Origin of the sequence: Iocasia fonsfrigidae, assembly GCF_017751145.1 — a bacterium.
GTDB classification, from domain to species: Bacteria; Bacillota; Halanaerobiia; order Halanaerobiales; family DTU029; genus Iocasia; species Iocasia fonsfrigidae.
Genome location: NZ_CP046640.1, coordinates 3,493,699 through 3,517,550, shown reverse-complemented (window position 1 = coordinate 3,517,550; position 23,852 = coordinate 3,493,699). Strand labels below are relative to the sequence as shown.

Below are 23,852 nucleotides of genomic sequence, written 5' to 3'. Positions count from 1 at the left end.
AGATGGAGAAGATTAAGGTTCTTATTGCTGATGACCATGATTTAGTCAGGGAAGGTATCTGTAGGTTATTGGAATTATATGATGATATTCAGGTGATTGGAGAGGCTGGTGATGGTCTGGAGACAATACGTAAGGTAAGGGAAGAAGAGCCTGATTTGGTTTTATTAGATTTAAATATGCCGAGAATGAATGGAATCACAACCTTAAAAAAGATTAAGGAGATTAGTCCCCAGGTTAAGATACTTATTCTAACAATTCATGATGGAGAAGAGTATATCTATGAAGTAATTAAGGCTGGGGCAGAGGGATTTATACAGAAAGATATTAAACCTGAGGAATTAAAGGATTCTATAGTAAAAGTAATTAAAGGTGAAAAGGTATTTCCTATCTCAGTGGAAAAACAGATAGCAGAAACAGTTGTTATTAAAAGGGATGTTCAGAAATTAAGTGCCCGTGAGCAGGAAGTACTGGGACTTCTTGCTCAGGGCATGAGTAATCGAGAAATAGCAGCAAACCTCTTTATTAGTGAAAAAACAGTTAAGAATCATGTTAGTAATATACTAAAAAAGATGTCTGTTAATGATCGTACACAGGCGGTAATTGTTGCTTTGAAACGTGGTATGGTTTGTCTATCTTAGATGTTTTTGAATTTTATTCCAGAATTCATCAGTACCATTACCCAGACGCCAGATAGCAATGCCTTGTAGATTATATTTGTTTACGAGTTGCAGCTTAAAAGCAGTAGCAGCACTGGATTCAAACCAAACTTCATGTTTGATATTATTACTATCCTGGTAATAGAAATATGGGCTTTGAGATTTATCATCCCAATTAATCTCAGCCCCATTTTCCCGGGCAATAATCTTAGCCTCTTTAGCACTTATGTCTTTACCTAGACTGGAGCTCCAGTCATAACCATAATTGGCTATACCAAGTAGGAGTTTTTCTGCCGGGATATATTCCAGAGTGTATTTTATATTTTCTTCTACCCAGTCTATTGGTGCTATAGGACCTGCTGGACCAGTAGACCAGTGTTTGTCATATGTCATAATAACCATTCTGTCAATATATGGTTCAAGTGCAGCATAATCATATGCACCCTGTAGTTCAAGAGAAACATCTATTTTAGGGAACACAGCTATTGTTATTTTTTTTTCTCTTTCTCTTAATTTTTTAGATAATTCCTGAATAAAGCGGGTATAACCGTTTCTTGTCCACGGGGGTATAAATTCAAAGTCTATATTTACTCCGTCATAATTATATTTTTCTACAAGGTTTACAATATTGTCAACAGCTTTGGTTCTGGTGGCAGGATCTACAAGGATCATATTATTTTGCTGATTATTATTAATCAGTGGTAATATTTCTGTTCCCTGTGTCCTGGCAAATGAATCTACTTCATACTGATGTCCGCCATATCGTTCTTCAATTCCTCCATCAGGGTTTATTGTATACCAGAAAGGGGCTATATAATCAAGTTGGTTGTGGTTTGTCTTTAGGGCGTCAAAGGAACTGGCATTAGGGCTTAACCAGTTAACATAATATCCGAGTACTTCACGTGATAGGTTTTTTCCTGCCCCCTCCAGGTCATCTAATAATGGTTTGTCATCAATTATCCCTCCATTATTTTCATCAATAGTGTTGTTTTTTTCTACAAAATTATTTATAATAAAGGAGATGAGAATAAGTAAAATTCCTTTAAGCCATGAGGGGTGCCCACTATCCCCATTATCAGCGTAAACTATATTGGATGATAAAACGAGTGGAAAGGGTAGAGAAATAAAGAATATCAGTAAAATGGCTAATAGTTTTTTATATTTATGGAAAAAATGCATAAAGATAGCTCCCTTTCTTAGATTATATTCAAATAACATATGTTACATAAACTATTATAATAAATTAAAGCAGTGAGTTTCAATGTACTATTACTGACAATTGAACCATAAAATGGTATATCAAACTCAAAAATTCAGTGTTTTTGGATTAAAATATTTATATAGTAGATGTTTATAAAATACCTGAAAAGGTAAATTTATAAATTAAGGGAAGATGTAATAAACTTTCCTTAAAATAAAATACTAGGAGGAAAACAGATGGAGTTTTTTATTGACACAGCAAATCTAGACGAAATAAGGGAAATTAAGGAATGGGGTATTTTATCTGGAGTTACCACCAATCCCAGTTTAATCGCTAAAGAAGGCGATGTTGAATTTGAGGATGTTATTAAACAGATTACTGAGATGGTTCCAGGGCCCATAAGTGCTGAGGTTATCAGCTTAGAAGCAGAAGGTATGGTGAAAGAGGCTAGAGAGCTTGCCAAAATAGGTGATAATGTAGTAATTAAGATACCTATGACACCAGAGGGTTTAAGTGCTGTAAAAACATTATCAGCTGAAGGAATAAAGACAAATGTTACCCTTGTTTTCTCTGCCAACCAGGCTTTGCTAGCAGCCAGGGCAGGGGCTACCTTTGTTAGTCCCTTTGTTGGTAGACTTGATGATATTGGTATGGATGGTATGCAGCTGGTAAAAGATATAGCTGACATCTTTAAAATCTTTAATATTGAAACTAAAATTATCTCTGCCAGTATCCGTCATCCTGAACATGTACTGGCAGCTGCTAAGGCAGGTTCTGATATTGCCACAGTACCATATGATGTCCTAAAGAAAATGGTTAAGCATCCCAAGACAGATGAGGGTATTGAAAGGTTTCTGGCTGATTGGGAGAGTAGGAACTAAATTTAGATAATATGTTAATGCTAAAAAGGCTACCTGTTTGAAAGGGTAGTCTTTTTTTGTTCAGGGAAATTATGATTTTGAAATTGTGGATAACTTTGAAGACCGACAGATATATTTGTTTTCCTTGTCGTGCGCTGCGGTGTCCTACCTCCGCTTACTGTCGAGAAATTACCCTCCGGCTTCCTGCCTACAGATAATTTTTAGAGTCGTACAACAAATATATCTGTCTGGAAAAATTAATTATTGATTAAGTCTGGGTGGCGAAGTCACTTTACTCTTCACGATATATTTATCTCCTGCATAAAATATTATTGTTCTATATTATCTCAAGAAGAGGAGTGGGAGATGTGGAGAAAGGCTGTTACAATGGTTGGGGTATTGATATTAGTGACCCTCTTAAAGGTAGGGTAAATAAGCCCAGAAATAAAGGCCTTACTATGGTTCTTGATAAAGGGGTTGGTCCTGGAGAATTGAGGGATATTCTTAAGATAGCTGGTGACTATATAGACATACTAAAGTTTACTTTTGGGACATCATTACTATATCCGGATAAGGTGTTGTGTGATAAAATTAAAATAGCTCTGGAATATAATATTGATGTTTACCCTGGGGGTACGCTGTTTGAAGTTGCCCTTGATCAAAGTAAGATTAATGATTTCCTTTTCCGGGCAAAACAGTTAGGGTTTACAGCTGTTGAGATATCTAATGGTACAATAGATATTTCACCTAAACTCAGGAGAGAAACTATCTATAAGGCCAATTCACTTGGTTTTAAGGTGTTTACTGAGGTTGGTAAAAAAGATAAAGCTGATGCACTTACTGTTGAAGAGATGCAGGATCAGATCAAGGACGATATATCTGCTGGTGCATATAGAATTATTATTGAAGGCAGGGAATCTGGTAGAGGGGTATCAATCTATCATGAGGATGGAAGCATTGATATGGGAATGGTGGATGATATACTTGTAACAGTTGGTTCTAATAGAGATGTTTTACTCTGGGAAGCACCACTTAAAAAACAACAGCTTAGTTTGATTCGTAAATTAGGATCAAATGTCAACCTGGGTAATATAGCAGTAGATGAAATTTTAGCCCTTGAAACATTAAGGCGTGGTCTCAGGGGTGATACCTTTAAATTTAGCTTGAAGGATAAAGGGAGCGAAGATAATAGGATTAAGGGGGATAGGGTTGGGGCTTAAATTTATAATTTAATTACAGGAATTATTATTATATATCATTGGGTTACTGCATAGTATTATCTTAGAAGTTTATTTGCTGTTGGGGGTAGTGGGGTGAATAATACATATTTTTTGATTATAATAATAATCCTGGGTTTTCTTGCTCAGTCAAGGGTTGTTATCTTGACTGGTTTTTCTTTATTACTCTTGATAGAGCTTGAATTAGAGAGAGTTTTTGGTTTTTTAGCTAATAAAGGGATTGAAATAGGACTTATTTTTTTGCTGTTGGCTATTTTATCACCTTTATTAAAGGAAACACTGGATTGGAAAGAAATAAAATCGGTATTAATGAGCTGGCAGGGAATTATCGGGATAGCAGCTGGTCTATTGGCCACACAGTTTAATGGTATGGGGCTTCAATTATTGAGTGAGAAGCCTCATTTAATTCTGGGTATTATTATTGGTTCTTTATTAGGTATATTAATTTTTGATGGTATTCCTGTTGGTCCATTAATGGCAGCTGGGATAGCAGCTGTTATTATTTACTTATGTGAAATTATTACAGGGGGATAATAAAATTGATAATAGTAATTGTATTATTATTTATCTTTATTATAGTTGCATACCACCCTTATTTAGAAAGGGAGAGAAACTCTTATCTCTTATATATAGATAAATTTCAGCAAAAAGAAAAAACCAGATATAAAAAAAGGGATATCGATTATTAATTTTTTTCTCCCTGTGGTGTCATTCCTTTTTCTTTGATAAAAATTACTGATATTATTGTTATCAGGGCAACAATACCACTGCTAGTTAAATACATAACAGGTTTGCTTATTTCCAGGAGTGCTGTAAAACTCGGTGGTCCGATGGCAACCCCTATAAAACGTGCACTCCCATAGAGAGATGTAATAACCCCCCTTTGTTTACTATTACATGAACTTGTTACCATTGTATTGATAGCAGGAAGAACGAGGCCTGTACCAATCCCCAGTAGTGAAAAGAATACAAGGTAAGGCACCAGAGATTCAAGGAAATTCAGGGCGAGCAAAGCCCCTCCAACTAGGATTAGTCCAGTAATAATCGATAATTTGAAGTGCTTTTTTGCTTTTTTTAAGATATGCCCACTGGTGTATGAAGTAATTGACATGAATAAAATAGGTATGGCAATAATCAGCCCTTTAATAAAACCTTTAATATTATATTTGCTTTCAAGTATATCTGAGAAATAGGACAATAATCCAAAGAGAATAAAGAGGACAATCATCCCGGCCAGGATAGTTGACAGGAGTGATCCTCCTTTGTTTTTAAAGATATCACTTGTTTTTCCCAGATAATCTTTAATACATTGTTTTTGTGGGGTTTGACCTTCTTCTCCAAGGAAATAAACTCCTGCTGCTATAGGAATAGAGAGGAGGGCATAGGAAAAGAAAAGGGCTATCCAGCTTATTAGGCCAATAGCTGATCCCAGTATAGGGCTGAGGACTTTCCCGATACCATTAGAGGCCTCAATGATTCCCAGGGCTTCACTCCTCTGCCTGGACTGAAAAACATCTCCTACTAGGGCCATAACTATTGGCGCTGTACCAGCAGCTCCCAGTCCCTGGATAACGCGGCCTACTAAAATAATATTATAGGGATTTTCCATAAAAAGGGCAGCCAGACCAGATACTACCCCTCCTAATCCATAAATTAGTAAAGCTGGCACAATGACCTTGATTCGTCCAATTTGATCACATAAATATCCCAGGAAAGGAATAGATATACCTGCTGTAATAGAGAATGTAGTTATAAGTAGTCCTACATGAAACTGGTCGATATTGAGGGCATTTTTTATTTGAGGGAATTCAGGAATCAACATTGAATTACCCAGTACCATAATAAAGGGAACACCACTGAAGGCAAGCATCATCATCTTATGTTTTTTATCCATTTAATAACTCCTTTTATTTAGAAATAATGATATCTTTTATTTATAATACACTAGTAAGTATTAGTAAAAAGGGATAAAAATATAGCTGACAGATATCGGTAAATAATATAAAAAACCCTGCTCAAAAGGCAGGGTTGAGTGTAAGATATTTATTATAGTTTGAGTTTACTCCAGTCGAGGTTTTTTACTTTTGGATAGCTTTTTTTTTAGTTTCTTTTTTATTACTTTCTATTTGTTCAGTATTAATTTCATGGTCACTTATTTCGCTATTATCCTGTTGATTATTTTTGCTTATAGACTGGACGAGTTTAGATATATTACCCATGTCTATACCTGAATTGTTCCCCCCACTGCCAAGTGCTCCCATTAACATGGGCAGCATCTGTTGTAGATTTTTTCCATCACCATTTCCCTGTAATTGCCCGAGTAGACCAGATAGATTACCAAGTGAAGCAAGGCTTCCTATGTTATTTGAAGGAGTATTGTTGCTTACCTCAGGAGTACTACTGCCGGATTTTCCCTCAAATATATCTACTATTTGAATTAAGAGAATTAGGCCTAGTAAACCGAATAATTCATTACTACTGTAATTATTACTATTTTTCTGGATTGTATTTGTTATGATACTAAGGAGTCTGTTACTTATCATTGTTTACCCCCTTTGATTATTCTGTGTCCCCGTCTTCAGTCTTAGGCCGGCTTTTTTCTTCTTTTTTCTGGATAGGAAGAATGTTAAACCCTCTTTTTATTTCTCCCTTTTCCTTTTGACCAGCAGTTTCTTTTTCTGCGGCATTTTTTGATAATTTTTTAATCATAGTTAATACATCTTCAGAAAGGATAAGTAAAATTAAGATTAGAAAAAGATTATAGGCATTGTAGTTACTATCCTGGCTGTCAAAAAATGGAAAGATCATAATTGCCCTCCCTTCATAAAAAAGTCTTTGTTAAGATAATATATGAAAGGGGGAATTTATTTGTTAATAGATAGAGCTGGTATAATAAAAAATGGATTTGGTACTGTTACATTAAGATGATTGTTTTATAACTGAAATACAGGGTCTTTTTTAATATATATATCTATTACTAGCAAGATATGATTTTTGATTATAATAAGGATTTGTGTTACAATTAAAAAAAATAATATGACATGAAAGGGGAAAATTGGTGATTGATATTATAGCATCCCCAGATAAGACACGTGAGATATTAAAGGAAAATAAGATTAGATTATCAAAGGGTTTAGGTCAAAATTTCTTAATAGACAGAAAGATTGTAGATATAATTATTGAGACAGCTACTCTAACAGCTAATGATTCTGTTATAGAAATAGGGCCGGGTATTGGTTCATTGACCCAGGGTATCTTAGAAAGATTATCGTCAGGTAGTTTAATGGCTATAGAGAAGGACAGCCGTTTGATAAAAGTACTGACTGCTCAGTTTTCTGGATACAATAATCTTGATTTAATAAATAAAGATGTTCTTGATATTGAATGGCATTCTTTTTTTCGGGAAAAGAAATTAAAAGATGGAGAGGTAAAGGTTCTGGCAAATCTCCCTTATTATATTACTACCCCTATAATCATGAGTTTGCTGGAATCGAATGTTTTATTTAAACAGTTGATTTTTATGGTTCAAAGGGAGGTTGCTGAAAGGATGGCAGCTTCGCCAGGTGGTAAAGAATATGGTGTGTTGAGTATAGCTGTTCAGTATTTTGCCAGGGTTGAGATTGTTCATGAGGTTTCTCCTTCGGTTTTTATTCCACGGCCAGATGTTTATTCTACTGTCATAACCCTTTACCCTCATCAAAAACCATCGGTTGAAGTAGTAGATCGGCAGTTTTTTTTTCAGGTTGTCAGGGCTATTTTTCAACAGCGGAGAAAAAATATTAAAAATGGACTAAGTAAAGCCGCTAATTTAAATTTTACCAGGGAAGAGGTTGTTAGTAGTCTGGCAGAAGTAGGTATAGATCCACGGATCCGTGGAGAAAAATTGTCGATTTCAGTTTTAGCCAAATTAAGTAATTCATTATGGGAGAAAAATAATAAATAAGAGATGGTGAAAAAATGGAGTTTATTAGTCCTACTGATGGTTCAATGCATCTGGAGCAGGTTTATCAGACTATTGTTAAATTCATAAAAGAAGAGTCGGAAAATCAATACAGGTTGATAGTTGGTACAGATTCCCAGGCTGGTATAGAGGATATTATGTTTGTAACCGCTATTGTAATTTACCGTGTTGGTAGGGGGGGGAGGTTTTTTTATCATAAAAAAGCTGAAAAAATACATACAAGTATGAAACAGCGTATTTTTTATGAAGTCTCTAAAAGCCTTGAGGTTGCCAGTAAACTTACTGGATTTCTGGCAGATGAAAGGGAATTTAGTGAAAATTTAAAGGTTGAGATCCATGTTGATGTAGGAGAAAAGGGGCCTACTAATGCAATCATTAAAGAGGTAGTTGGTATGGTAGTTGGCAGTGGTTATGAGGCAATGATTAAACCTGATTCATATGCGGCTTCTACTGTAGCTGATAAATATACTAAATAGTTAAATTTTAGACACATTTAATTTCCCTGTATCATATATTATATCATTCCCTAATAAAGGGGGCAGGGGAATGTGTTTGAAGTGGGAGATTTTGTTACAAGGCGTTCATATAAATCGGATGTTGTTTTTAGAATAGAAAGGATAGAGGGGAGTCGTGCTATTTTAAGGAGTTATCGTATAAGGTTAATGGCTGATGCTGAACTTAGTGACCTGCTTAAGATGAACCAGAAAGATAGTAGGGCCTTAAAAAAGGAATTGCTGCTTGAATCCTATGATTGTCTTCAACGCCAGCAGAGATACCTTGTCTTAAATGGCAAACAGGGGAGAAATAACAAAGATTCCTTTCAGGAATACCCTGTGAAGGTACTTCATATTGATGGGGATAAAGAGTACCTTGACTTATCAATAGCAAATTATAATAATTTAGATATATCTGTCAAGGGATTATTTATTCCTGAAAAGGGACAACCAGCGAAAATAGGGGGGCTTGTAAAAGAAATAAAACCAGATATACTGGTTCTTACAGGTCATGATGGAGAAGTAAATAATAGGCTTTACCACACATCTGATTTCTTTGTTGAAGCTGTTAAATATGCCCGTGATATAATCTCTGATCTGGATAGTTTAGTTATTTTTGCGGGTGCATGCCAATCAGACTATGACCGTTTAATAGACATTGGTGCAAATTATGCTAGTTCACCAGGTAATAAATTAATTCATTTTCTTGATCCGATTCTGGTAGTAGAAAAGGTGGTTTCTACTTCTATCGGGGAGATAATCCCTGTTCAAGACGTTATTAGCAATACTGTATCAGGTAAAGGAGGGATAGGCGGTATAGAGACAAGAGGAAAGATGAGGATGCGGTATCCGTAAAATTTTATAAAAGAATTGCAATAATAAGTGTATTTTGTAATTTTTCTCTTGACAGGCTTTTCCCACTTTGATATACTATCGTTTTAACTTGACTATTATTTCTTTTTTGTGTTATACTATTAGTAATGCACATCCTAATTCTAGAAAGCTGTTATCCATAGAAAGGTGGAATGGAATGGCAAAAAATCTAAATGTATTAACCGAGATTAGGGAAAACGTTAATTCCTTTGTAGGCCAGGAGGTTATGATTAAGGCTAATCGCGGTAGGAGAAAGAGTTTAGAAAAAGAAGGTGTTTTAGAAAAGACCCACCCCAATGTGTTTGTAGTAAAGGTGGATGATAATGCACAGATTAGGCGTCTTTCTTATAGTTATGCCGACCTTTTAACAGATAATGTAGAATTAAAGTTAAAGGATGCAAATACTAAGATTGGTATTGTTTAAACAAAAATGAAATACAAGATATGAAAACCAGTAAGCTGGATTAAGCTTGCTGGTTTTTGTATTTTTACATCCTTCACTAATTGAATCCCTTCTGAATATTATAGAAATATCAATTTATGGAGGGAAAAGAAATGACTGATTATAAAAGGATTATTAATAAATATAAAAAGAATTTTATGGGTTTAAAAAATGTTATTGGTCTGGGTTATGGTATTAAGGAGAAAAGGGGTAAAAAAATAGGGGAAGAAGCTATTATGGTCCTGGTTGAAAAAAAACTCCCATCACATAAGCTTAAAAAAAATGACTTCATCCCACAGTCTGTAGAGAAAGTTAAAACAGATGTTATTGAAGTAGGAGAACTGCGTTTTTTAGAGTCCAGGACTGGTAGAATGCGTCCGGCTCAACCTGGTGTTAGCATAGGACATTATAAGATCACAGCTGGGACCTTTGGTGCGGTTGTAAAGGATAGAAAAACAGGTGAACCTTTGATTCTGTCTAATAATCATGTTCTGGCTAATATTACCAATGGTCATGATAATAGAGCCCAAAAAGGGGATCCAATATTACAACCTGGTGTTTATGATGATGGTAGTAAACCAGATGATATTATTGCTTATCTAGAGAAATATGTGCCTATTAAGAGTGGGAATGGTGAACCACAGTGCGGGGTAGCTATTGCTGTTGAAAGACTGGCAAATCTATTGATTCACTTTTTTAGACCCAGTTATAATATGAAATTTTTCAAAGAAGAGGGTAACAACCTGGTTGATTGTGCTGTGGCTAAACCTGTTTCTGTAAAAGACCTTAAAACAGAAATCCTTGACATAGGGGAGGTTAAGGGAGCAAAAGAGGCTGAGCTTGATATGAAAATACAGAAAAGCGGTAGGACCAGTGGTTATACAACAGGTAAGATTATTGCTATGGGAACAGTAGTAAAGGTAAATATGTCTGAGTCAGAGGTAGCTATTTTTGAAGATCAGCTAGTAACCACTCCTTTATCAAAAGCAGGGGATAGTGGTTCACTGGTTCTTGATATGGATAACAATGCTGTTGGTTTATTATTTGCTGGTTCTGATCAGGCAACTGTCTGTAACCGGATTGATAATGTTATGGAAAAATTGAATATTGTGTTTTAAGGGGGTTAATTAATTGTTTATTGTCTTAGGGTATCATTTATTAAATAATAAAAAGGGTTTAAGTTCAATAATGGAAAACAGTAGTTGTCTCAATAAAATCCTACCAACCTGGTTAGAAATAAAGGAAAATGGCAGTTTGCTTATTAAGGATTTTACAGGGGAGTTATCATTGATAGCGGGACATTACAATGTTGAAGAGATTATTCCCCTGCTTCAAAACTATCAATTGGCCAGTAAGGTTAGCAACATTATCATAGAAGATGATAATTCTACCCGAGCAATGCTGGCTGATTTAATTCCTTTCTTAAATAAATATGGTTTCCAGGGGATAAACATTAATATGGAGGGTGTGAAATATAGTAACAAGGAGCCATTCGCCGAATTTATTAAAAAAGTCACCAGTAAACTACATGAACACAATATAAAAATCGGTTTATCAATTCCTGCTAAAGTTGAAAATAATAAGGATTCTACCTGGTCAGGTGCATATGATTATCATATATTAGGGGAGATAGTTGATAGTATAATTATTATGGCCTACGATTATCACTGGCCTGGAGGGCCACCTGGACCTATAGCACCATTGAACTGGATCCAGGATGTTATCGATTATGCTATTATAGAGATTCCTATCGAAAAAATTTTTTTAGCGCTGGGTTTATATGGCTATGACTGGACTATTGATTCTGATAAAAGAGCCAGTGGGTTGATATATTCACAGGTTATGAATATTGCCAGTAAATATAAGCTGCAGATAGACTGGGACCAGGAATCAAGTTCACCCTATTTCTTATATAAAGAAAATAATGAAGCCCATGAGGTCTGGTTTGAAAACAAGGTAAGTATTGCAAGAAAACTAAAACTAATCCAGGAATATCAACTTGCCGGGGTAGCATTCTGGCGTCCTGGTCAGGAGGATCCCGGTATCTGGCAGCTAATAACAGAGGTGAAGTAAATGAAAGCATTAATATTAAGTGGTGGGAGTGGTACCAGACTGCGTCCTATTACTTTTAGCTATGCTAAACAATTAATTCCTGTTGCTAATAGACCTATCCTCTTTTATGTCCTTGATGATATTGCAGATGCAGGCATTAAAAGGGCAGGAATTGTTATAGATAAACAAACAGGATATCTTATAAAAGAAGTAGTCGGGGATGGAGAGCAATGGGGTTTAAATATAACATATATAGTCCAGGATTCCCCCCGTGGACTGGCCCATGCAGTTAAGATTGCCAGACCATTTATAGGTGATGACAATTTTGTGATGTATCTGGGAGATAATATACTTAGAAGAGGAATTAAATCTTTTGTTAATGAATATGGTAATAATGGGGAAGATATTAATATTTTATTAACAGAAGTAGATAATCCACAGCAATTTGGGGTTGCTGTACTGGATAATGATCATAATGTAAAGCGTTTGGTAGAAAAGCCAGTAAATTTTATAAGCAATAAGGCATTGGTTGGGATTTATATATTTAATCATAAAATCTTTAGAGCTGTTAATAGTATTAAACCTTCCTGGAGGGGAGAGCTGGAGATAACTGATGCTATTCAATATCTTATTGATCATGGTGGAAAGGTCTTACCTTATTTGATAGATGGTTGGTGGAAAGATACAGGTAAAAAAGAGGATGTATTGGAAGTAAACCGCTTTTTACTGGAAGACCTTAACCCTACTAATTGTGGTCAAGTTGCTTTATCTTCTCATTTGTCTGGACGCATTGCCCTTGGCCGGGAAAGTATTATAAAAAATTCAGTTATTGCAGGACCAGTAGCTATTGGAGAGAGCTGTTTGATTGAAGACTCATATATTGGGCCATATACCTCTTTAGGTAGCGGGGTACAGATAATAAACAGTGAACTGGAAAAAAGCATAGTAATGGAGAATACCCGTATTTCTGGTATCCAGAAAAGGATTGCTAATAGTCTGATTGGTAGAGACGTAGTGATTGAAGATAGAAAAAGTAAGCCGGGTATTCATGAATTATTGTTAGGGGATAAGAGTCAGCTAGCATTATATGAGTAGTGAAGAATTAAGTGGGGGGAATAGTATGCAAGTTATTTTTATAATTTCTGAGCAAGATAATATTATGATAATAAAGTCGCTCTTTGAAATTGCCAGGTGGTTAAAGGAAAATAAAAATATCAAGGTTTTAATGTATATTCCTGAAATAAAGAATTATAATATCTTGCCTAAAGCTAGTATTGAGATACACTGGTTAACTAATAGATTTTCTGCCAGTGAGATTCCAGAAGCAGATATTATTTTAAGTACACAACTGGATTTATTAAGACAATTAAGTTTATTATCCAGGGGGGAACTGGTTTATTTAAATAATACCGGGAAAAAGCAGGAAATTTCTGCTGGTATCAGGGTGATTGGTTTTAATAGCTTAAAACCGGGGATACCTGATAGACTTTATCTTCAAGAAGATAAAAAAAGGGATAAAATAGTAGTGGCTGGTGATAGTTTAGATAAAAAAGGTTTATCAAAAATAATTTCTGCCCTTGAGATTGCAGCTTCTTCAATCACTCATGATGGGGTTGTAATCCTTAATTCACCAGAAAAGTATTTTTTTGATACAGAAATAAATTATTATTATGAAGATATTGATCATAAACCGATTATAGGCTTACTCAGCAGGGGATTTTATTTAATATACCTTGGAAGGAATGAATTTCCACTCCTTCCCCTCTGGTCAATGGCAGCAGGTGTACTGACAATCAGCATTAATTTGTCTGAAAGGAAATGGGGTTATCCCCTTGAATTAAGTAAATATACCCCTCTTGAACTGGCCTTAATTATTATTAGGTCATATAAGATGGGGCAGTGGAGAAATAGTCTCTTAGTAGAAGCTGAGAGATTGGTTAAAGAGTATAAGTTAAATAAGGTTGGAGAGGATTGGGCAGGGTATTTTGAAGATGTCTTACAGGGAGTAAACCCTGCCGCTGACTCCAAAGAAGTAGATAAGCAACACAAATATAAATCTCAGATGAATTATTCAAAAAGATTGACGAAGAATCCAGTTGATTTGATCATAGTCAATTATAATACTTTAGATTACCTCAAGAAGTGTCTGGTAAGTATTAAGAGTAAGACCAGAGAAGATTATAATATTATTGTAGTTGATAATGGTAGTAGCGACGGCAGCATAGAGTATCTTAAAAAACAGGAAGATATTTTATTAATAGAGAATAAAGAAAATTTAGGTTATGCCCGGGCTTGTAATCAAGGTATTATTGCCGGAAGTGCTGAATATATAGTTTTATTAAATAGTGATATTGAGGTAACAACATGTTGGTTGGGAAAGATGATTAAGGTAGCCGCCGGGGATGATGTTGCTGTAGTAGGTCCGAAGTTGATTAATCAAGAAGGGCTAATTGTAGGTGCTGGTGTTGATAGTTTAAGGGATGATTTTAAACCAAGGGGTTGGAAGGAGCTGGATAGACCAGGTGTATATGACCAGCAGGAAGATTTATTAAGTGTAGGAGGTGCCTGCTATCTTATTAAAAGGGATCTTTTGCCAGTTCTGGGGCTTTTTGATGAGGGTTATTTCTTTTATTTTGAGGAATTGGACTATTCATTACGAGCCAGGGAAAAAGGCTACCGGGTGGTTTACTGTCCTCAGGCAAGGGTTATTCATCACCATGAAGGCAGTTTAAAGTCTGGTAATAAAAATAACAAATTAAAAAAGGATAGATATTTTAGTGCAGGTAGAAAGAGATTTAAGAGTAAATGGGGAGAAGTTATAGCTGGCAGTGAAAAGCGTCATCAGAAACGAAAAATTATGGTCGCCGGTTTAATACCGTGGGATTTTAGGCAGCAGCGTCCTCAGCATTTGATGAGAAACCTGACACAGCTTGGTTACGAAATACTCTATCTTAATCCAGTATGTGGGAGTGGAGAAACTATTGAGGTGGAAGAGAATATACATATTTATTCTCCACATGGTTATGGAACAGTACTCTATAATCTCGAACATAATAAAAGGGATAGGTTAGGACAGGAAATTAATTCTCTGTTAAGGGAATTGAATTTTGAAAACTGTATTGTTTTACTTAATGCCCCTTACTGGACCCCTTTATTACAGTTTTGGGAATATAGTTTATTAATCTATGATTGTATAGATAACTATACGGAGTTTGAAGACCTGGTTCATCATGAGGCTGTAATAAAAAAAGCTGAGCAGAAACTCTTAAATCTAGCTGATCTGGTTTTAACGTCATCTACAGGTCTATATGAAGAAAAAAAAGCAGTTAATGATAATACTTATTTGGTCCCTAATGGTGTAGATACCAGATATTTTAACTATAATTATAAACCAGCTATTAAACCTAATGATATACCAGATAGTAGGAAAATTATAGGTTATTATGGTGCAATATCGTCATGGTTTGATGTGGAGCTTGTTAAAAGTCTTGCTGCTTCTCTGCCAGAAGTAGCTGTAGTTTTGATTGGGGAGGTAAGTACAGATATTAGTCATCTAAGCAATCTTTCAAATGTAAGTTTGCTGGGTGAAAAATCCTACCATCTTCTGGCAGATTACCTATATTATTTTGATTTAGCGATTATACCCTTTATTAAAAACAGTTTAACTCTTATGAGTGATCCTGTAAAACTATATGAATATCTTGCTGCTGGTAAGCCTGTACTGACTACCGAATTACCAGAGGTAAAGAAGTTTGAAAAGCTGATTACTATAGCTAAAGATAAAACGGATTTTATTAGTCAGGCGGCAGATTTGATAAATAATGATGTTAGTGAGGACAACAGAGAGGATAGACATAAACTTATTAAAAATAAAACATGGCTGAGGAGGGCAGAAAAAATAAATAGTCTAATATATTTTGCCTATTATGACTTATACCCGCAGGAAGAGGAACTGGAGGATATAATTGAAGGAGATAAAGGTAGTCTATCAGTTGAGCTGCCTGAAGATGAGCTGTTATCAGATAATCTGGTTAAAATAGAAGAGCCGGTTATTAAGAAGAATAGTAAAAACTGGTTGAGTATTTTAAAGGAGTGGTTAACTGGTGAAAGCAGTGAATAAAAAAATATCTCTGTCAGTCATAGCACCAGTACTGAATGAGGAATTTTTTCTTCCTCTATATCTGGATGCTGTTTCCCAATTTGCTGATGAAATATTGTTACTGGATGGTGGTAGTCAGGATAATACTATTAAAATAGTACGCAATTATCAAAAAAGCTATCAGGGATTACGTTTCTGGCAGATTCCACAGGAGGGGAAACCATATCAATGGGCTGAAGGTAAGAGGAGAAACTTTTTGCTTAATAAGTCTAAGGGGGAGTGGATACTGATACTTGATATAGATGAGTTTATCTCAGATAAGTTCCTCAATTTTTTTAATAAGATGCTGCTTTCTAATCAGAAAACCCAGATCTACGGGTTTTCTTTTCTGTCTTTCTGGGGAGGGATGTCCTGTGTTAGAAAAAATGTAGTAGGAGATCCCTGTTGGGAGGGACCCGTTTACCGACTGATAAAGAAAAAGGGTGCTGGCTATGAGAATAAAGGAAATCATAGTCAGTTATTATTTTATGGTAAATATCCTTTCCTGTGTGAAACAGCCAAGGTAGTTGAGGATATAACAATCTTTCATTATCATTATGCACTAGGAAAAGGCTTCAAAACAAATGACAATAGACAGGATGATTATCCTGAGATCTCAGTAGGGGAATTTAAGGGTAGACATCCAGCGGTGATTAGAAAGTATCTGGGGGGAGAGACAGGGTGATGAAAATTCTTTTTCTGGCTAGACCTGACCTCTTTCGTATCAGGGCTGGTGACACTGTTCAGCTTGTACAATTAACTACTGCCCTGGAGAAAGTGGGGTTGAACATAGATTTGAGGACTGAATTAGATAATGATATGATGAGAGATTATGACCTGGTACATCTTTTTAATGTTTTAAGGTGTGATTCATCTCTTAAGCAGTGTCTGACAGTAAAGTCATTTAGAAAACCATTAATCATAACACCAATATATTGGAATATGAGGGAATATTTAGAGTGGGCTGCTCCCTCTAAATTAGCAAAATGGAATAATGCTCAGCAGAAAAGGGGGCAAATCCTTTCTATGGCAGATTTGATTGCCCCAAATGCTGAAAGAGAATGGCTAGAAATAGAAAAGGATTTTGCCCCAGGATTACCTCATAGGGTTATCTATAATGGGGTTAATCCCTTTTTTTATAATAGTTCCTGTAAAGAGAGGAGCGGTATCATTTCAGTAGGTCGGATTCACCAACGGAAAAATCAGTTGACTTTAATCAGAGCCTTGAACGATTTAAATATACCGGTTACTATTATTGGAGATGTAAATGATCGGGCTTATTATCAACAATGTATGTCAGAAAAAAAAAGGCAGATTAAGATAATTACTGGTTTAAAACAAAGTGAATTACTTGCTTACTATGGGGAAGCTAGAGTGCATTTATTAGCAAGCTGGTATGATACTCCTGGCCTGGTCAATTTAGAGGCAGGTCTGGCTGGTTGTAATTTAGTTACCACTAACAGGGGTACAGCACAGGAGTATTTTGCTGACTATGCTTATTATTGCAGTCCTGATGACTGTAAGGAAATTAGAGAAAAAACCATTCAGGCCTATTATACCCCTTTAAAAGAGGGACTGCCTGAGATTATTCTTAAGAGATTTGGCTGGGGGGTAATAGCTGAAAAAACCAAAAAAATATATAACGACTTACTTAATGGTCTCATATAATGATAAAGATTGTTCTTATTTTTATTTGAGACTGGGGGATTTATATGTTGTTGACGGCTTGTGTTATTGTTCAGGATAGGGTAGACTATATAGCCCGTACTATAAACAGTGTCAAAGGACTGGCAGATGAAATACTGGTACTTGATATAGATTCATATGATAGGTCTGCTGCAGTGGCAGCCGATTGTGGGGTCAGGGTGTATTCCTGTAATGATAGTAGTTTTGCAGAGACAAGGAATTATATATTGAAAAAAGCAGAGGGTGACTGGGTACTTTTTTTGCATGGTGGGGAAGAGCTTGCCAGTGACTATAATCAGTTGAGGTTATTACTCAAACAGTCAGATAATTTTGGGTTTTATCTCCCGATAATTAGCCTGGCTCTGCCGGATAGGGGCCCTGAAGATTTAGATTTAGAAATGCCTTGTTTAGTATTTCGTCTTTTGCGCAATAAACAGGGTATGTGTTTTAAAGGTGAGGATTATGGTAGTATTATAAAATCTATTTACAGGAATACTAGAAAGATGAGTATTAAGACCTTACAGCTTCCTATAATAACAAATTGTTACCAATACCCGAAATTTTATACGAGTCAGGGCCTGACAGCAGTTTTCCCATACTCCCAGGAGATAAGTGGGGAAAATTTCTTAAAAAAGGTGGAAAATAGAGAAGATATAGTAGGAGGTATCATACAGGAGGCTTATAAAGAGGCTGCAGAAGAAAACAACTGTCATCTGCTGGATAAAGCTATCTATATTCTATTAAATCAAGGAAAATTCTTGAGGGCTGAAAGAGTGATTAAGCAGGCTGAGGAATTTTTTCCTGGGGAATTTACATTTGCTCTCTGGGAAGGTTATTTAAGGTTTGTTCTAAAGGATTATCAACAGGCAATTATTTGTCTGCAAAAATTATTAAATAAAGAAAAAGATAAAAATATTAATTTCAAGTTATATTTTTTATTGGGTTTAGCTTATAAAGGGATAAGACATTTTAAAAAGGCTAATTACTTTTTTGGAAGGGCCCATAGGCTTGATAGATGTAATAAAGCAGTAATTTCCAATCTAATAGATTTAGAAAAAAAAGGTATTAATAAATTGGAGGGGTATAGTTATCTTAGGGAAAGGCTGGTATCTCCTCAGGGAAAACTCTTGCTGGCAGATATTTATTACCATTGTGGTGATTATTATACCGCTCTTGATATCTTAAAGGAAGCACTGGAGTTTAAAGAAATAAAAGATAGTTATTATTACTGGAAGGCCAGGATTCTATTAAAGACGAAGGATTATAGACTGGCCTTAAAATTACTTAGAAGTATCTCGCCAGCCTTTAAGCATTTTAAGGATACCCTGAAACACCGCTGGATATTAAATATTTTACTGCCTGTTGATAAAGAATTTAAAAGTATTGTTAACCAGATTAAGTTGTTGGGAGATAGTGACTGGGAGTTATTAAAATTATATAATAATATTTATTTTAAAGGGAAAGATTTTTCTTTTCATTTTAACAATATATTATCGAAATATAAGTTTTATGAGAAAGCAGTTGCTTATCTAAGTCTATTAATTGAGTATTGTGATGATAGGGCAGTAGAGATAATGCTTGATATCATTAAAAAACTAAAAATACGGGAATCTGATAGGTATATCGGCAAGTTATTTTTTAGATATGCTAAGTGGGATAAGGCCTATTATTATCTCAAAAAAGACTTATCAAATGGTTTTGCCTTGCCAGAGCTAAGTTGCTTTATTGAGAGCTGCAGACAGCTTGACCGCTCATGTGAAGAAAAAAAATGTCTTCAAATATTAAAAAAGATGGGTAATTACCAGTTAATAGTAAATAAAAATTGATAAGTCATTGAAGGATTTTAACCCTCTTTGTCGAAATGTAACTAAGGTGCAACAATTTATTAACAAAATAGAAACATAGGATGTAGTGAAAACCAGGTTAATTCAGATAATCATTAGGCTAGTTTATGGAGGGAGAGATAATTTTTGTCATTGTCAATGCTTTTTGGGCTATTTGGTGGTCTTGGTTTATTTATTTATGGGATGAAACAGATGAGCGAGGGTTTACAAAAGGCCGCCGGAAGGAAATTAAAACATCTTCTTGGATTGCTAACCAATAACCGTTTTGCGGGACTTGCTGTAGGGACACTGGTTACAGCTGTTGTTCAGAGTAGTAGTGCAACAACTGTTATGGTAGTTGGTTTTGTTAATGCCGGCTTAATGACACTGGCTCAATCAATTGGCGTTATTATGGGGGCGAATATTGGGACAACTATTACAGCACAGTTAATTGCCTTTAAATTAAGTCATTATTCTTTACATGCCATTGCTATTGGGACAGGATTATACCTATTCAGTAAAAAGGATAGAAGTAAACAGTTTGGTCAGATTATTCTTGGGTTTGGGGTAATATTTCTGGGTTTATCTATTATGAAGGATACCATGGAGCCATTGAAGGATTCAGAGGTATTTGTACATATGATGGGCAATTTCGGCAAATCACCATTACTGGGGTTATTACTTGGTACAGGTGTAACGATAGTCCTACAGAGCAGTAGTGCCAGTATGGGTATCCTGATGAGTCTTTTATCAGTAGGAATAATTGATTACTGGTCAGCTGTACCGATTTTGTTAGGGGAGAATATTGGTACAACTATAACAGCTATTTTATCAAGTGTGGGGGCTAACCTTACTGCTAAAAGGGCTGCTGCAGCTCATTTTGTTTTTAACTTCCTGGGGGCTTCTGTAATTATCTTATTATTTTATTTAATACCTAATTTTGCTAACGTAATACATAATATAGTGCACAGTATATCAAGTATGTTTATTGTAGATGTTACAGCTGAAAGGCTACTGGCAAATACACATACTTTTTTTAATGTTATTAACACTTTAGTCTGGATACCTTTTGTAGGCTTTATGGTTAATCTGGTTAAACGTATTATACCTGGTGAAGAAACATCTATTAAACGGGGTTTAACCTTCCTTGATGAGAGAATGCTGGAGACTCCATCATTTGCTATCGACCAGTTAAAATCAGAGGTATTGAGAATGTATAAGATCACTAATGATATGGTTGATGAAGCAATTATGGCCTTTAAAGATACCAATGATGACCTTGTTAAGGCAGTTAGAAATAAGGAAGAAATAATTAATGAACTGGAAGAAGACCTGGTTACTTTTCTCACCCGGTTTCCCCGAAATACAATGGCGGAAGCTGATGTTAAAACAGTTGATATGTATTATGCTATGATTGATGATATAGAGAGTATAGCTGATGACGCCTTTGATGTTGTAGAGCTGGCTGTATTTAAAAAGGACAATAAAATTAGTTTTTCTGATGAGGCCTGGGAGACCCTTAATGATAATTTTGCTTTTATTAATAATTTAATGGAAGATGGACACCAACTCATTGATAAAAAAGATCTTTCCTTGATTGATAAGATAATAAAAGGTGAAGAAAAGATGGACAGGCTTCTGCTTGAACATCGTAGTGGACATATGAAAAGACTGGGCTATGGCATTTGTGACCCAAATGCAGGAATAGTTTATCTGGAAGTCCTTGATGAACTGGAACATATTAGTGACCAGTTGGCTGATATTTCTCATAGTATTACTGAGGCCCGAACAAATAAAATACTTTAAAGCAAAAAGCCCTTGCTGGCTCCTTTTCGAAGGGGCTTTTTTTTGTTATACTGTGATTGGAGGTGGGTTTATCATTGAAGAAGGTACTGGTTATAGATGATGAGAAGAATATCAGGGAGTTAATTAAATTCAACCTGGAAGCTGCTGGATATGAAACTGTTCTGGCGGCTGATGGACAGCAGGGATTGGATAAGCTTGATGAGGGGGTTGATCTTATTGTTCTGGATTTGATGTTACCAGCTATTGATGGTTTATCAGTCTGTCGAAAGATCAGGGCAGATGATAAATATAGTAAGCTGCCGATTATCATGTTAACGGCTAAAGGAGAGGAAGTAGATAGAATACTGGGACTGGAAATGGGGGCGGATGATTATCTAACTAAACCATTTAGTCCCCGTGAACTGATAGCTAGAATAAAAGCGGTTTTAAGGAGGACAGCTTTAATAGTTGAAGGGAATACTGAGGATAAAAAACAGCTTATTAAAAAGGGTGAACTGGAGATTGATATACAGAGCCATGAGGCCAAAAAATCAGGTAAATTATTAGAATTAACCCCTAAAGAATTTAGTCTCCTAAGATTATTATTGATTAATGAGGGTAAGGTTATGACCAGGGATCTGTTATTACAAAAAATTTGGGGATATGAGTATGCTGGTGATACCCGCACTGTTGATGTTCATATCAGGCGATTAAGAAAAAAGATTGGTGAAGATAGTATAAAAACAGTGAGGGGAGTGGGCTATAAATTTGTTAAAGTTTAATAATTTAAGTCTCAGAAAACAATTTATACTCCTTTTTCTTGCTATTCAGGTGGTATTATTGTTGATTGTAATGCTTTATTTCAATTATTCCGAACGAGATTTTTATCTCTCACAACTAAAGGAAAACCTTGAAAGTGAAGCAGTTTTAATTATTAATAATCAAAAGGCCAATATTATGGCACAAAAGGCAGTGGAGATAGATGCCTGGGTAAAAGAGATTGGTTCCAGGATAGATAAGAGGATAACAATTATTGATTTGAGGGGTAGGGTTATTGGAGATTCTAATTATGATCCTGGAGAGATGGATAACCATCTTAACCGTCCAGAGATTCAAAAGATTATTAATGGAGAAGGTACTGGATCGGCCATACGCAAAAGTGATACCTTAAATATAGATATGCTTTATACAGCAGTACCCATCTATCAGGAAGATGATATAATTGGCTTTATTCGTATCAGCAAGTCACTACAGGCTATTAATGCTATAATTTATACTAATATAATAAACAATCTGATCTTTTTTATCTTGATGTTATTTTTGACTTTAATATTAATCTGGAAGTTTACCAGGGATATAGTCAATCCTTTAGGACAGATAACAGAGTTAGCAAGCAAATTGGCTGATGGTAATTTTAGAGAGAGAATAAGATTAAAGAATTACCAGAATGAGATTGGAACCCTGGCCCGGGTATTTAATAATATGGCAGCCCAGTTAGATAACAAAATAAATCAAATATCAAGGGAGAAGAACAGGGCTGAAGCTATTTTAACAAATATGGTAGATGGTTTAATAGCTGTAGATAGTAATATGAAACTAACAATTATTAATCCGGCAGCCCGGATTATGTTTTCTATTGAGGGTGATGTTAGAGGCAAGAATATTATTGAGATTTTTAGACACCATGAAATTGATCAGACCCTGGAGAAATCCCTTAATAGTAACGAGATAATCAGCCAGGAGATTGTAATACAGAAAGATGAGAAAAAGATTTATGACTGTAATTTTGTACCGATTAGCAATGAAGAGGGATTTGTGATCGGTGGAATTATTGTCTTTAGTGATATAACAGAATTAAGAAAATTAGAGCAGCATAGAAAGGAATTTGTAGGTAACGTATCACATGAATTAAAAACCCCACTAACATCAATAATCGGATATGTGGATACAATACTTGATAATGATATTAAAGACCATAGGATTATAAATAAATTTCTGAAAATTATTAAAGCAGAAACAGATAGGTTATTTTTGTTAATCAAAGATTTACTGGATCTTTCTAAATTAGAAGCCAAAAAGAGCTATATTCTGCGGGCTGCTATTTTAAATAAAATTATTGATAAAACAGTTCTTGTTTTAAGTGAAAAGGCTGAAGATAAGGAAATAGAACTGATTAAAGATGTCCCTAAGCTATTACCATTAGTCTATATGATACCAGAACAGATTGAACAGGTTTTTATTAATTTAATAGATAATAGTATAAAATATACCCCTGATCAGGGAAAAGTGATAGTACGAGCCTATGAAGGGGATGGAAAGGTGATTGTTGAGATCGAAGATAATGGTTTTGGGATTCCAGAAAAAGAGCAGGAAAGGATTTTTGAACGATTTTACAGAGTAGATAAGGCCAGGTCGAGGTCAATGGGTGGGACAGGTATTGGTCTTTCAATTGTCAAACACATTATTTATAATCATAATAGTGAGATAGAAGTAGAAAGTCAGCCTGGTCAAGGGTCGTTATTCAGGTTTTATCTTGATATTGTTAAGTAGCTATAGAATTTTTATAGCTGCTTTTTTTATGTTAACATTCTGTTAACATTATTTTAACAAGGCCTTAACACTAGTTTAATTCTTACGTAACAT

Annotated in this window: 23 protein-coding genes; 19 read left to right on the top strand and 4 right to left on the bottom strand. The window is 35.3% G+C overall.

Annotated features, from left to right (window positions below; translation table 11 throughout):
• The first annotated feature begins 2 nt into the window (after positions 1-2).
• Entirely contained in the window at positions 3-638 is a 636-nt protein-coding gene (locus GM661_RS16855; protein ID WP_125986407.1) for a response regulator, read from the top strand.
• On the opposite strand, the gene GM661_RS16850 is transcribed toward GM661_RS16855, so the two are convergent.
• Positions 630-1,835: a glycosyl hydrolase family 18 protein gene (locus GM661_RS16850; RefSeq protein WP_230867836.1), complete on the bottom strand. Its 1,206-nt coding sequence runs from the start codon at positions 1,833-1,835 to the stop codon at positions 630-632. The two genes, GM661_RS16855 and GM661_RS16850, sit on opposite strands and share 9 nt — an antisense overlap.
• A gap of 258 nt (positions 1,836-2,093) precedes the next feature.
• Between GM661_RS16850 and fsa the strand changes: the two genes are divergently transcribed.
• From fsa to GM661_RS16830, 4 genes are all read left to right on the top strand, one after another.
• Complete coding sequence (gene fsa / locus GM661_RS16845) at positions 2,094-2,738, top strand: fructose-6-phosphate aldolase (protein ID WP_125986403.1); 645 nt, start codon at positions 2,094-2,096, stop codon at positions 2,736-2,738.
• A 347-nt stretch (positions 2,739-3,085) separates the two neighbouring features.
• Positions 3,086-3,937 (top strand): phosphosulfolactate synthase, encoded by an 852-nt coding sequence (comA, locus tag GM661_RS16840; RefSeq protein WP_230867835.1) that lies wholly within the window; start codon positions 3,086-3,088, stop codon positions 3,935-3,937.
• 93 nt (positions 3,938-4,030) lie between these two features.
• The gene (locus tag GM661_RS16835) at positions 4,031-4,489 is read left to right on the top strand and encodes a DUF441 domain-containing protein (protein WP_125986399.1); all 459 of its coding nucleotides are present in this window, start codon (positions 4,031-4,033) and stop codon (positions 4,487-4,489) included.
• Between the two features lie 5 nt (positions 4,490-4,494).
• Positions 4,495-4,644 carry a hypothetical protein gene (locus GM661_RS16830; protein ID WP_230867834.1) on the top strand — a complete coding sequence of 50 codons (150 nt, stop codon included), beginning with the start codon at positions 4,495-4,497 and terminating at the stop codon, positions 4,642-4,644.
• Here the strand turns inward: GM661_RS16830 and GM661_RS16825 are convergent.
• The 3 genes from GM661_RS16825 to GM661_RS16815 all read right to left on the bottom strand — a co-directional run bounded on the left by GM661_RS16825 (position 4,641) and on the right by GM661_RS16815 (position 6,763).
• The gene (locus GM661_RS16825; RefSeq protein ID WP_230867833.1) at positions 4,641-5,849 is read right to left on the bottom strand and encodes an MFS transporter; all 1,209 of its coding nucleotides are present in this window, start codon (positions 5,847-5,849) and stop codon (positions 4,641-4,643) included. The two genes, GM661_RS16830 and GM661_RS16825, sit on opposite strands and share 4 nt — an antisense overlap.
• Before the next feature lie 184 nt (positions 5,850-6,033).
• Complete coding sequence (locus GM661_RS16820) at positions 6,034-6,498, bottom strand: hypothetical protein (RefSeq protein WP_230867832.1); 465 nt, start codon at positions 6,496-6,498, stop codon at positions 6,034-6,036.
• A 16-nt stretch (positions 6,499-6,514) separates the two neighbouring features.
• Positions 6,515-6,763, bottom strand: a complete 249-nt coding sequence (locus tag GM661_RS16815) for a hypothetical protein (RefSeq protein WP_125986393.1) — start codon at positions 6,761-6,763, stop codon at positions 6,515-6,517.
• 250 nt (positions 6,764-7,013) lie between these two features.
• On the opposite strand from GM661_RS16815, the gene rsmA reads away from it, so the two are divergent.
• From rsmA to GM661_RS16745, 14 genes are all read left to right on the top strand, one after another.
• The gene (rsmA, locus tag GM661_RS16810) at positions 7,014-7,898 is read left to right on the top strand and encodes a 16S rRNA (adenine(1518)-N(6)/adenine(1519)-N(6))-dimethyltransferase RsmA (RefSeq protein ID WP_230867831.1); all 885 of its coding nucleotides are present in this window, start codon (positions 7,014-7,016) and stop codon (positions 7,896-7,898) included.
• 14 nt (positions 7,899-7,912) lie between these two features.
• Positions 7,913-8,392, top strand: a complete 480-nt coding sequence (locus GM661_RS16805) for a ribonuclease H-like YkuK family protein (protein ID WP_230867830.1) — start codon at positions 7,913-7,915, stop codon at positions 8,390-8,392.
• A 72-nt stretch (positions 8,393-8,464) separates the two neighbouring features.
• Positions 8,465-9,265, top strand: coding sequence for a sporulation peptidase YabG (locus GM661_RS16800; protein ID WP_230867829.1), 801 nt, complete (start codon positions 8,465-8,467; stop codon positions 9,263-9,265).
• 175 nt (positions 9,266-9,440) lie between these two features.
• Positions 9,441-9,707: a Veg family protein gene (locus tag GM661_RS16795; RefSeq protein WP_125986385.1), complete on the top strand. Its 267-nt coding sequence runs from the start codon at positions 9,441-9,443 to the stop codon at positions 9,705-9,707.
• A gap of 131 nt (positions 9,708-9,838) precedes the next feature.
• Positions 9,839-10,843: a S1 family peptidase gene (locus GM661_RS16790; protein WP_230867828.1), complete on the top strand. Its 1,005-nt coding sequence runs from the start codon at positions 9,839-9,841 to the stop codon at positions 10,841-10,843.
• Between the two features lie 13 nt (positions 10,844-10,856).
• Positions 10,857-11,798 carry a glycosyl hydrolase family 18 protein gene (locus GM661_RS16785; protein WP_230867827.1) on the top strand — a complete coding sequence of 314 codons (942 nt, stop codon included), beginning with the start codon at positions 10,857-10,859 and terminating at the stop codon, positions 11,796-11,798.
• On the top strand, positions 11,799-12,872 hold the full coding sequence (locus GM661_RS16780; protein ID WP_230867826.1) for a glucose-1-phosphate thymidylyltransferase: 1,074 nt from the start codon (positions 11,799-11,801) through the stop codon (positions 12,870-12,872).
• A 25-nt stretch (positions 12,873-12,897) separates the two neighbouring features.
• Positions 12,898-15,897, top strand: coding sequence for a glycosyltransferase (locus tag GM661_RS16775; protein ID WP_230867825.1), 3,000 nt, complete (start codon positions 12,898-12,900; stop codon positions 15,895-15,897).
• A complete protein-coding gene (locus GM661_RS16770; RefSeq protein WP_230867824.1) occupies positions 15,881-16,600 on the top strand; it encodes a glycosyltransferase in 720 nt (239 codons plus the stop codon). The genes GM661_RS16775 and GM661_RS16770 overlap by 17 nt, the downstream gene beginning before the upstream one ends.
• Complete coding sequence (locus tag GM661_RS16765; protein WP_230869818.1) at positions 16,600-17,583, top strand: glycosyltransferase family 4 protein; 984 nt, start codon at positions 16,600-16,602, stop codon at positions 17,581-17,583. The genes GM661_RS16770 and GM661_RS16765 overlap by 1 nt, the downstream gene beginning before the upstream one ends.
• A 44-nt stretch (positions 17,584-17,627) precedes the next feature.
• Complete coding sequence (locus GM661_RS16760) at positions 17,628-19,427, top strand: tetratricopeptide repeat-containing glycosyltransferase (protein WP_230867823.1); 1,800 nt, start codon at positions 17,628-17,630, stop codon at positions 19,425-19,427.
• A 144-nt stretch (positions 19,428-19,571) separates the two neighbouring features.
• Entirely contained in the window at positions 19,572-21,230 is a 1,659-nt protein-coding gene (locus GM661_RS16755) for a Na/Pi cotransporter family protein (protein WP_230867822.1), read from the top strand.
• 74 nt (positions 21,231-21,304) lie between these two features.
• Complete coding sequence (locus GM661_RS16750; protein ID WP_125986368.1) at positions 21,305-21,991, top strand: response regulator transcription factor; 687 nt, start codon at positions 21,305-21,307, stop codon at positions 21,989-21,991.
• Complete coding sequence (locus GM661_RS16745) at positions 21,978-23,759, top strand: ATP-binding protein (protein WP_230867821.1); 1,782 nt, start codon at positions 21,978-21,980, stop codon at positions 23,757-23,759. The genes GM661_RS16750 and GM661_RS16745 overlap by 14 nt, the downstream gene beginning before the upstream one ends.
• Positions 23,760-23,852: the final 93 nt, after the last annotated feature.

Excerpts from the sequence above, each read along its gene's own strand:
- GM661_RS16815 (WP_125986393.1), bottom strand. The coding sequence starts at position 6,763 with ATGATCTTTCCATTTTTTGACAGCCAGGATAGTAACTACAATGCCTAT.
- fsa (WP_125986403.1), top strand. The coding sequence starts at position 2,094 with ATGGAGTTTTTTATTGACACAGCAAATCTAGACGAAATAAGGGAAATT.
- GM661_RS16820 (WP_230867832.1), bottom strand. The coding sequence starts at position 6,498 with ATGATAAGTAACAGACTCCTTAGTATCATAACAAATACAATCCAGAAA.
- GM661_RS16760 (WP_230867823.1), top strand. The coding sequence starts at position 17,628 with ATGTTGTTGACGGCTTGTGTTATTGTTCAGGATAGGGTAGACTATATA.
- GM661_RS16825 (WP_230867833.1), bottom strand. The coding sequence starts at position 5,849 with ATGGATAAAAAACATAAGATGATGATGCTTGCCTTCAGTGGTGTTCCC.
- GM661_RS16775 (WP_230867825.1), top strand. The coding sequence starts at position 12,898 with ATGCAAGTTATTTTTATAATTTCTGAGCAAGATAATATTATGATAATA.
- GM661_RS16790 (WP_230867828.1), top strand. The coding sequence starts at position 9,839 with ATGACTGATTATAAAAGGATTATTAATAAATATAAAAAGAATTTTATG.
- GM661_RS16795 (WP_125986385.1), top strand. The coding sequence starts at position 9,441 with ATGGCAAAAAATCTAAATGTATTAACCGAGATTAGGGAAAACGTTAAT.
- GM661_RS16765 (WP_230869818.1), top strand. The coding sequence starts at position 16,600 with ATGAAAATTCTTTTTCTGGCTAGACCTGACCTCTTTCGTATCAGGGCT.
- GM661_RS16780 (WP_230867826.1), top strand. The coding sequence starts at position 11,799 with ATGAAAGCATTAATATTAAGTGGTGGGAGTGGTACCAGACTGCGTCCT.
- GM661_RS16805 (WP_230867830.1), top strand. The coding sequence starts at position 7,913 with ATGGAGTTTATTAGTCCTACTGATGGTTCAATGCATCTGGAGCAGGTT.
- GM661_RS16855 (WP_125986407.1), top strand. The coding sequence starts at position 3 with ATGGAGAAGATTAAGGTTCTTATTGCTGATGACCATGATTTAGTCAGG.
- GM661_RS16850 (WP_230867836.1), bottom strand. The coding sequence starts at position 1,835 with ATGCATTTTTTCCATAAATATAAAAAACTATTAGCCATTTTACTGATA.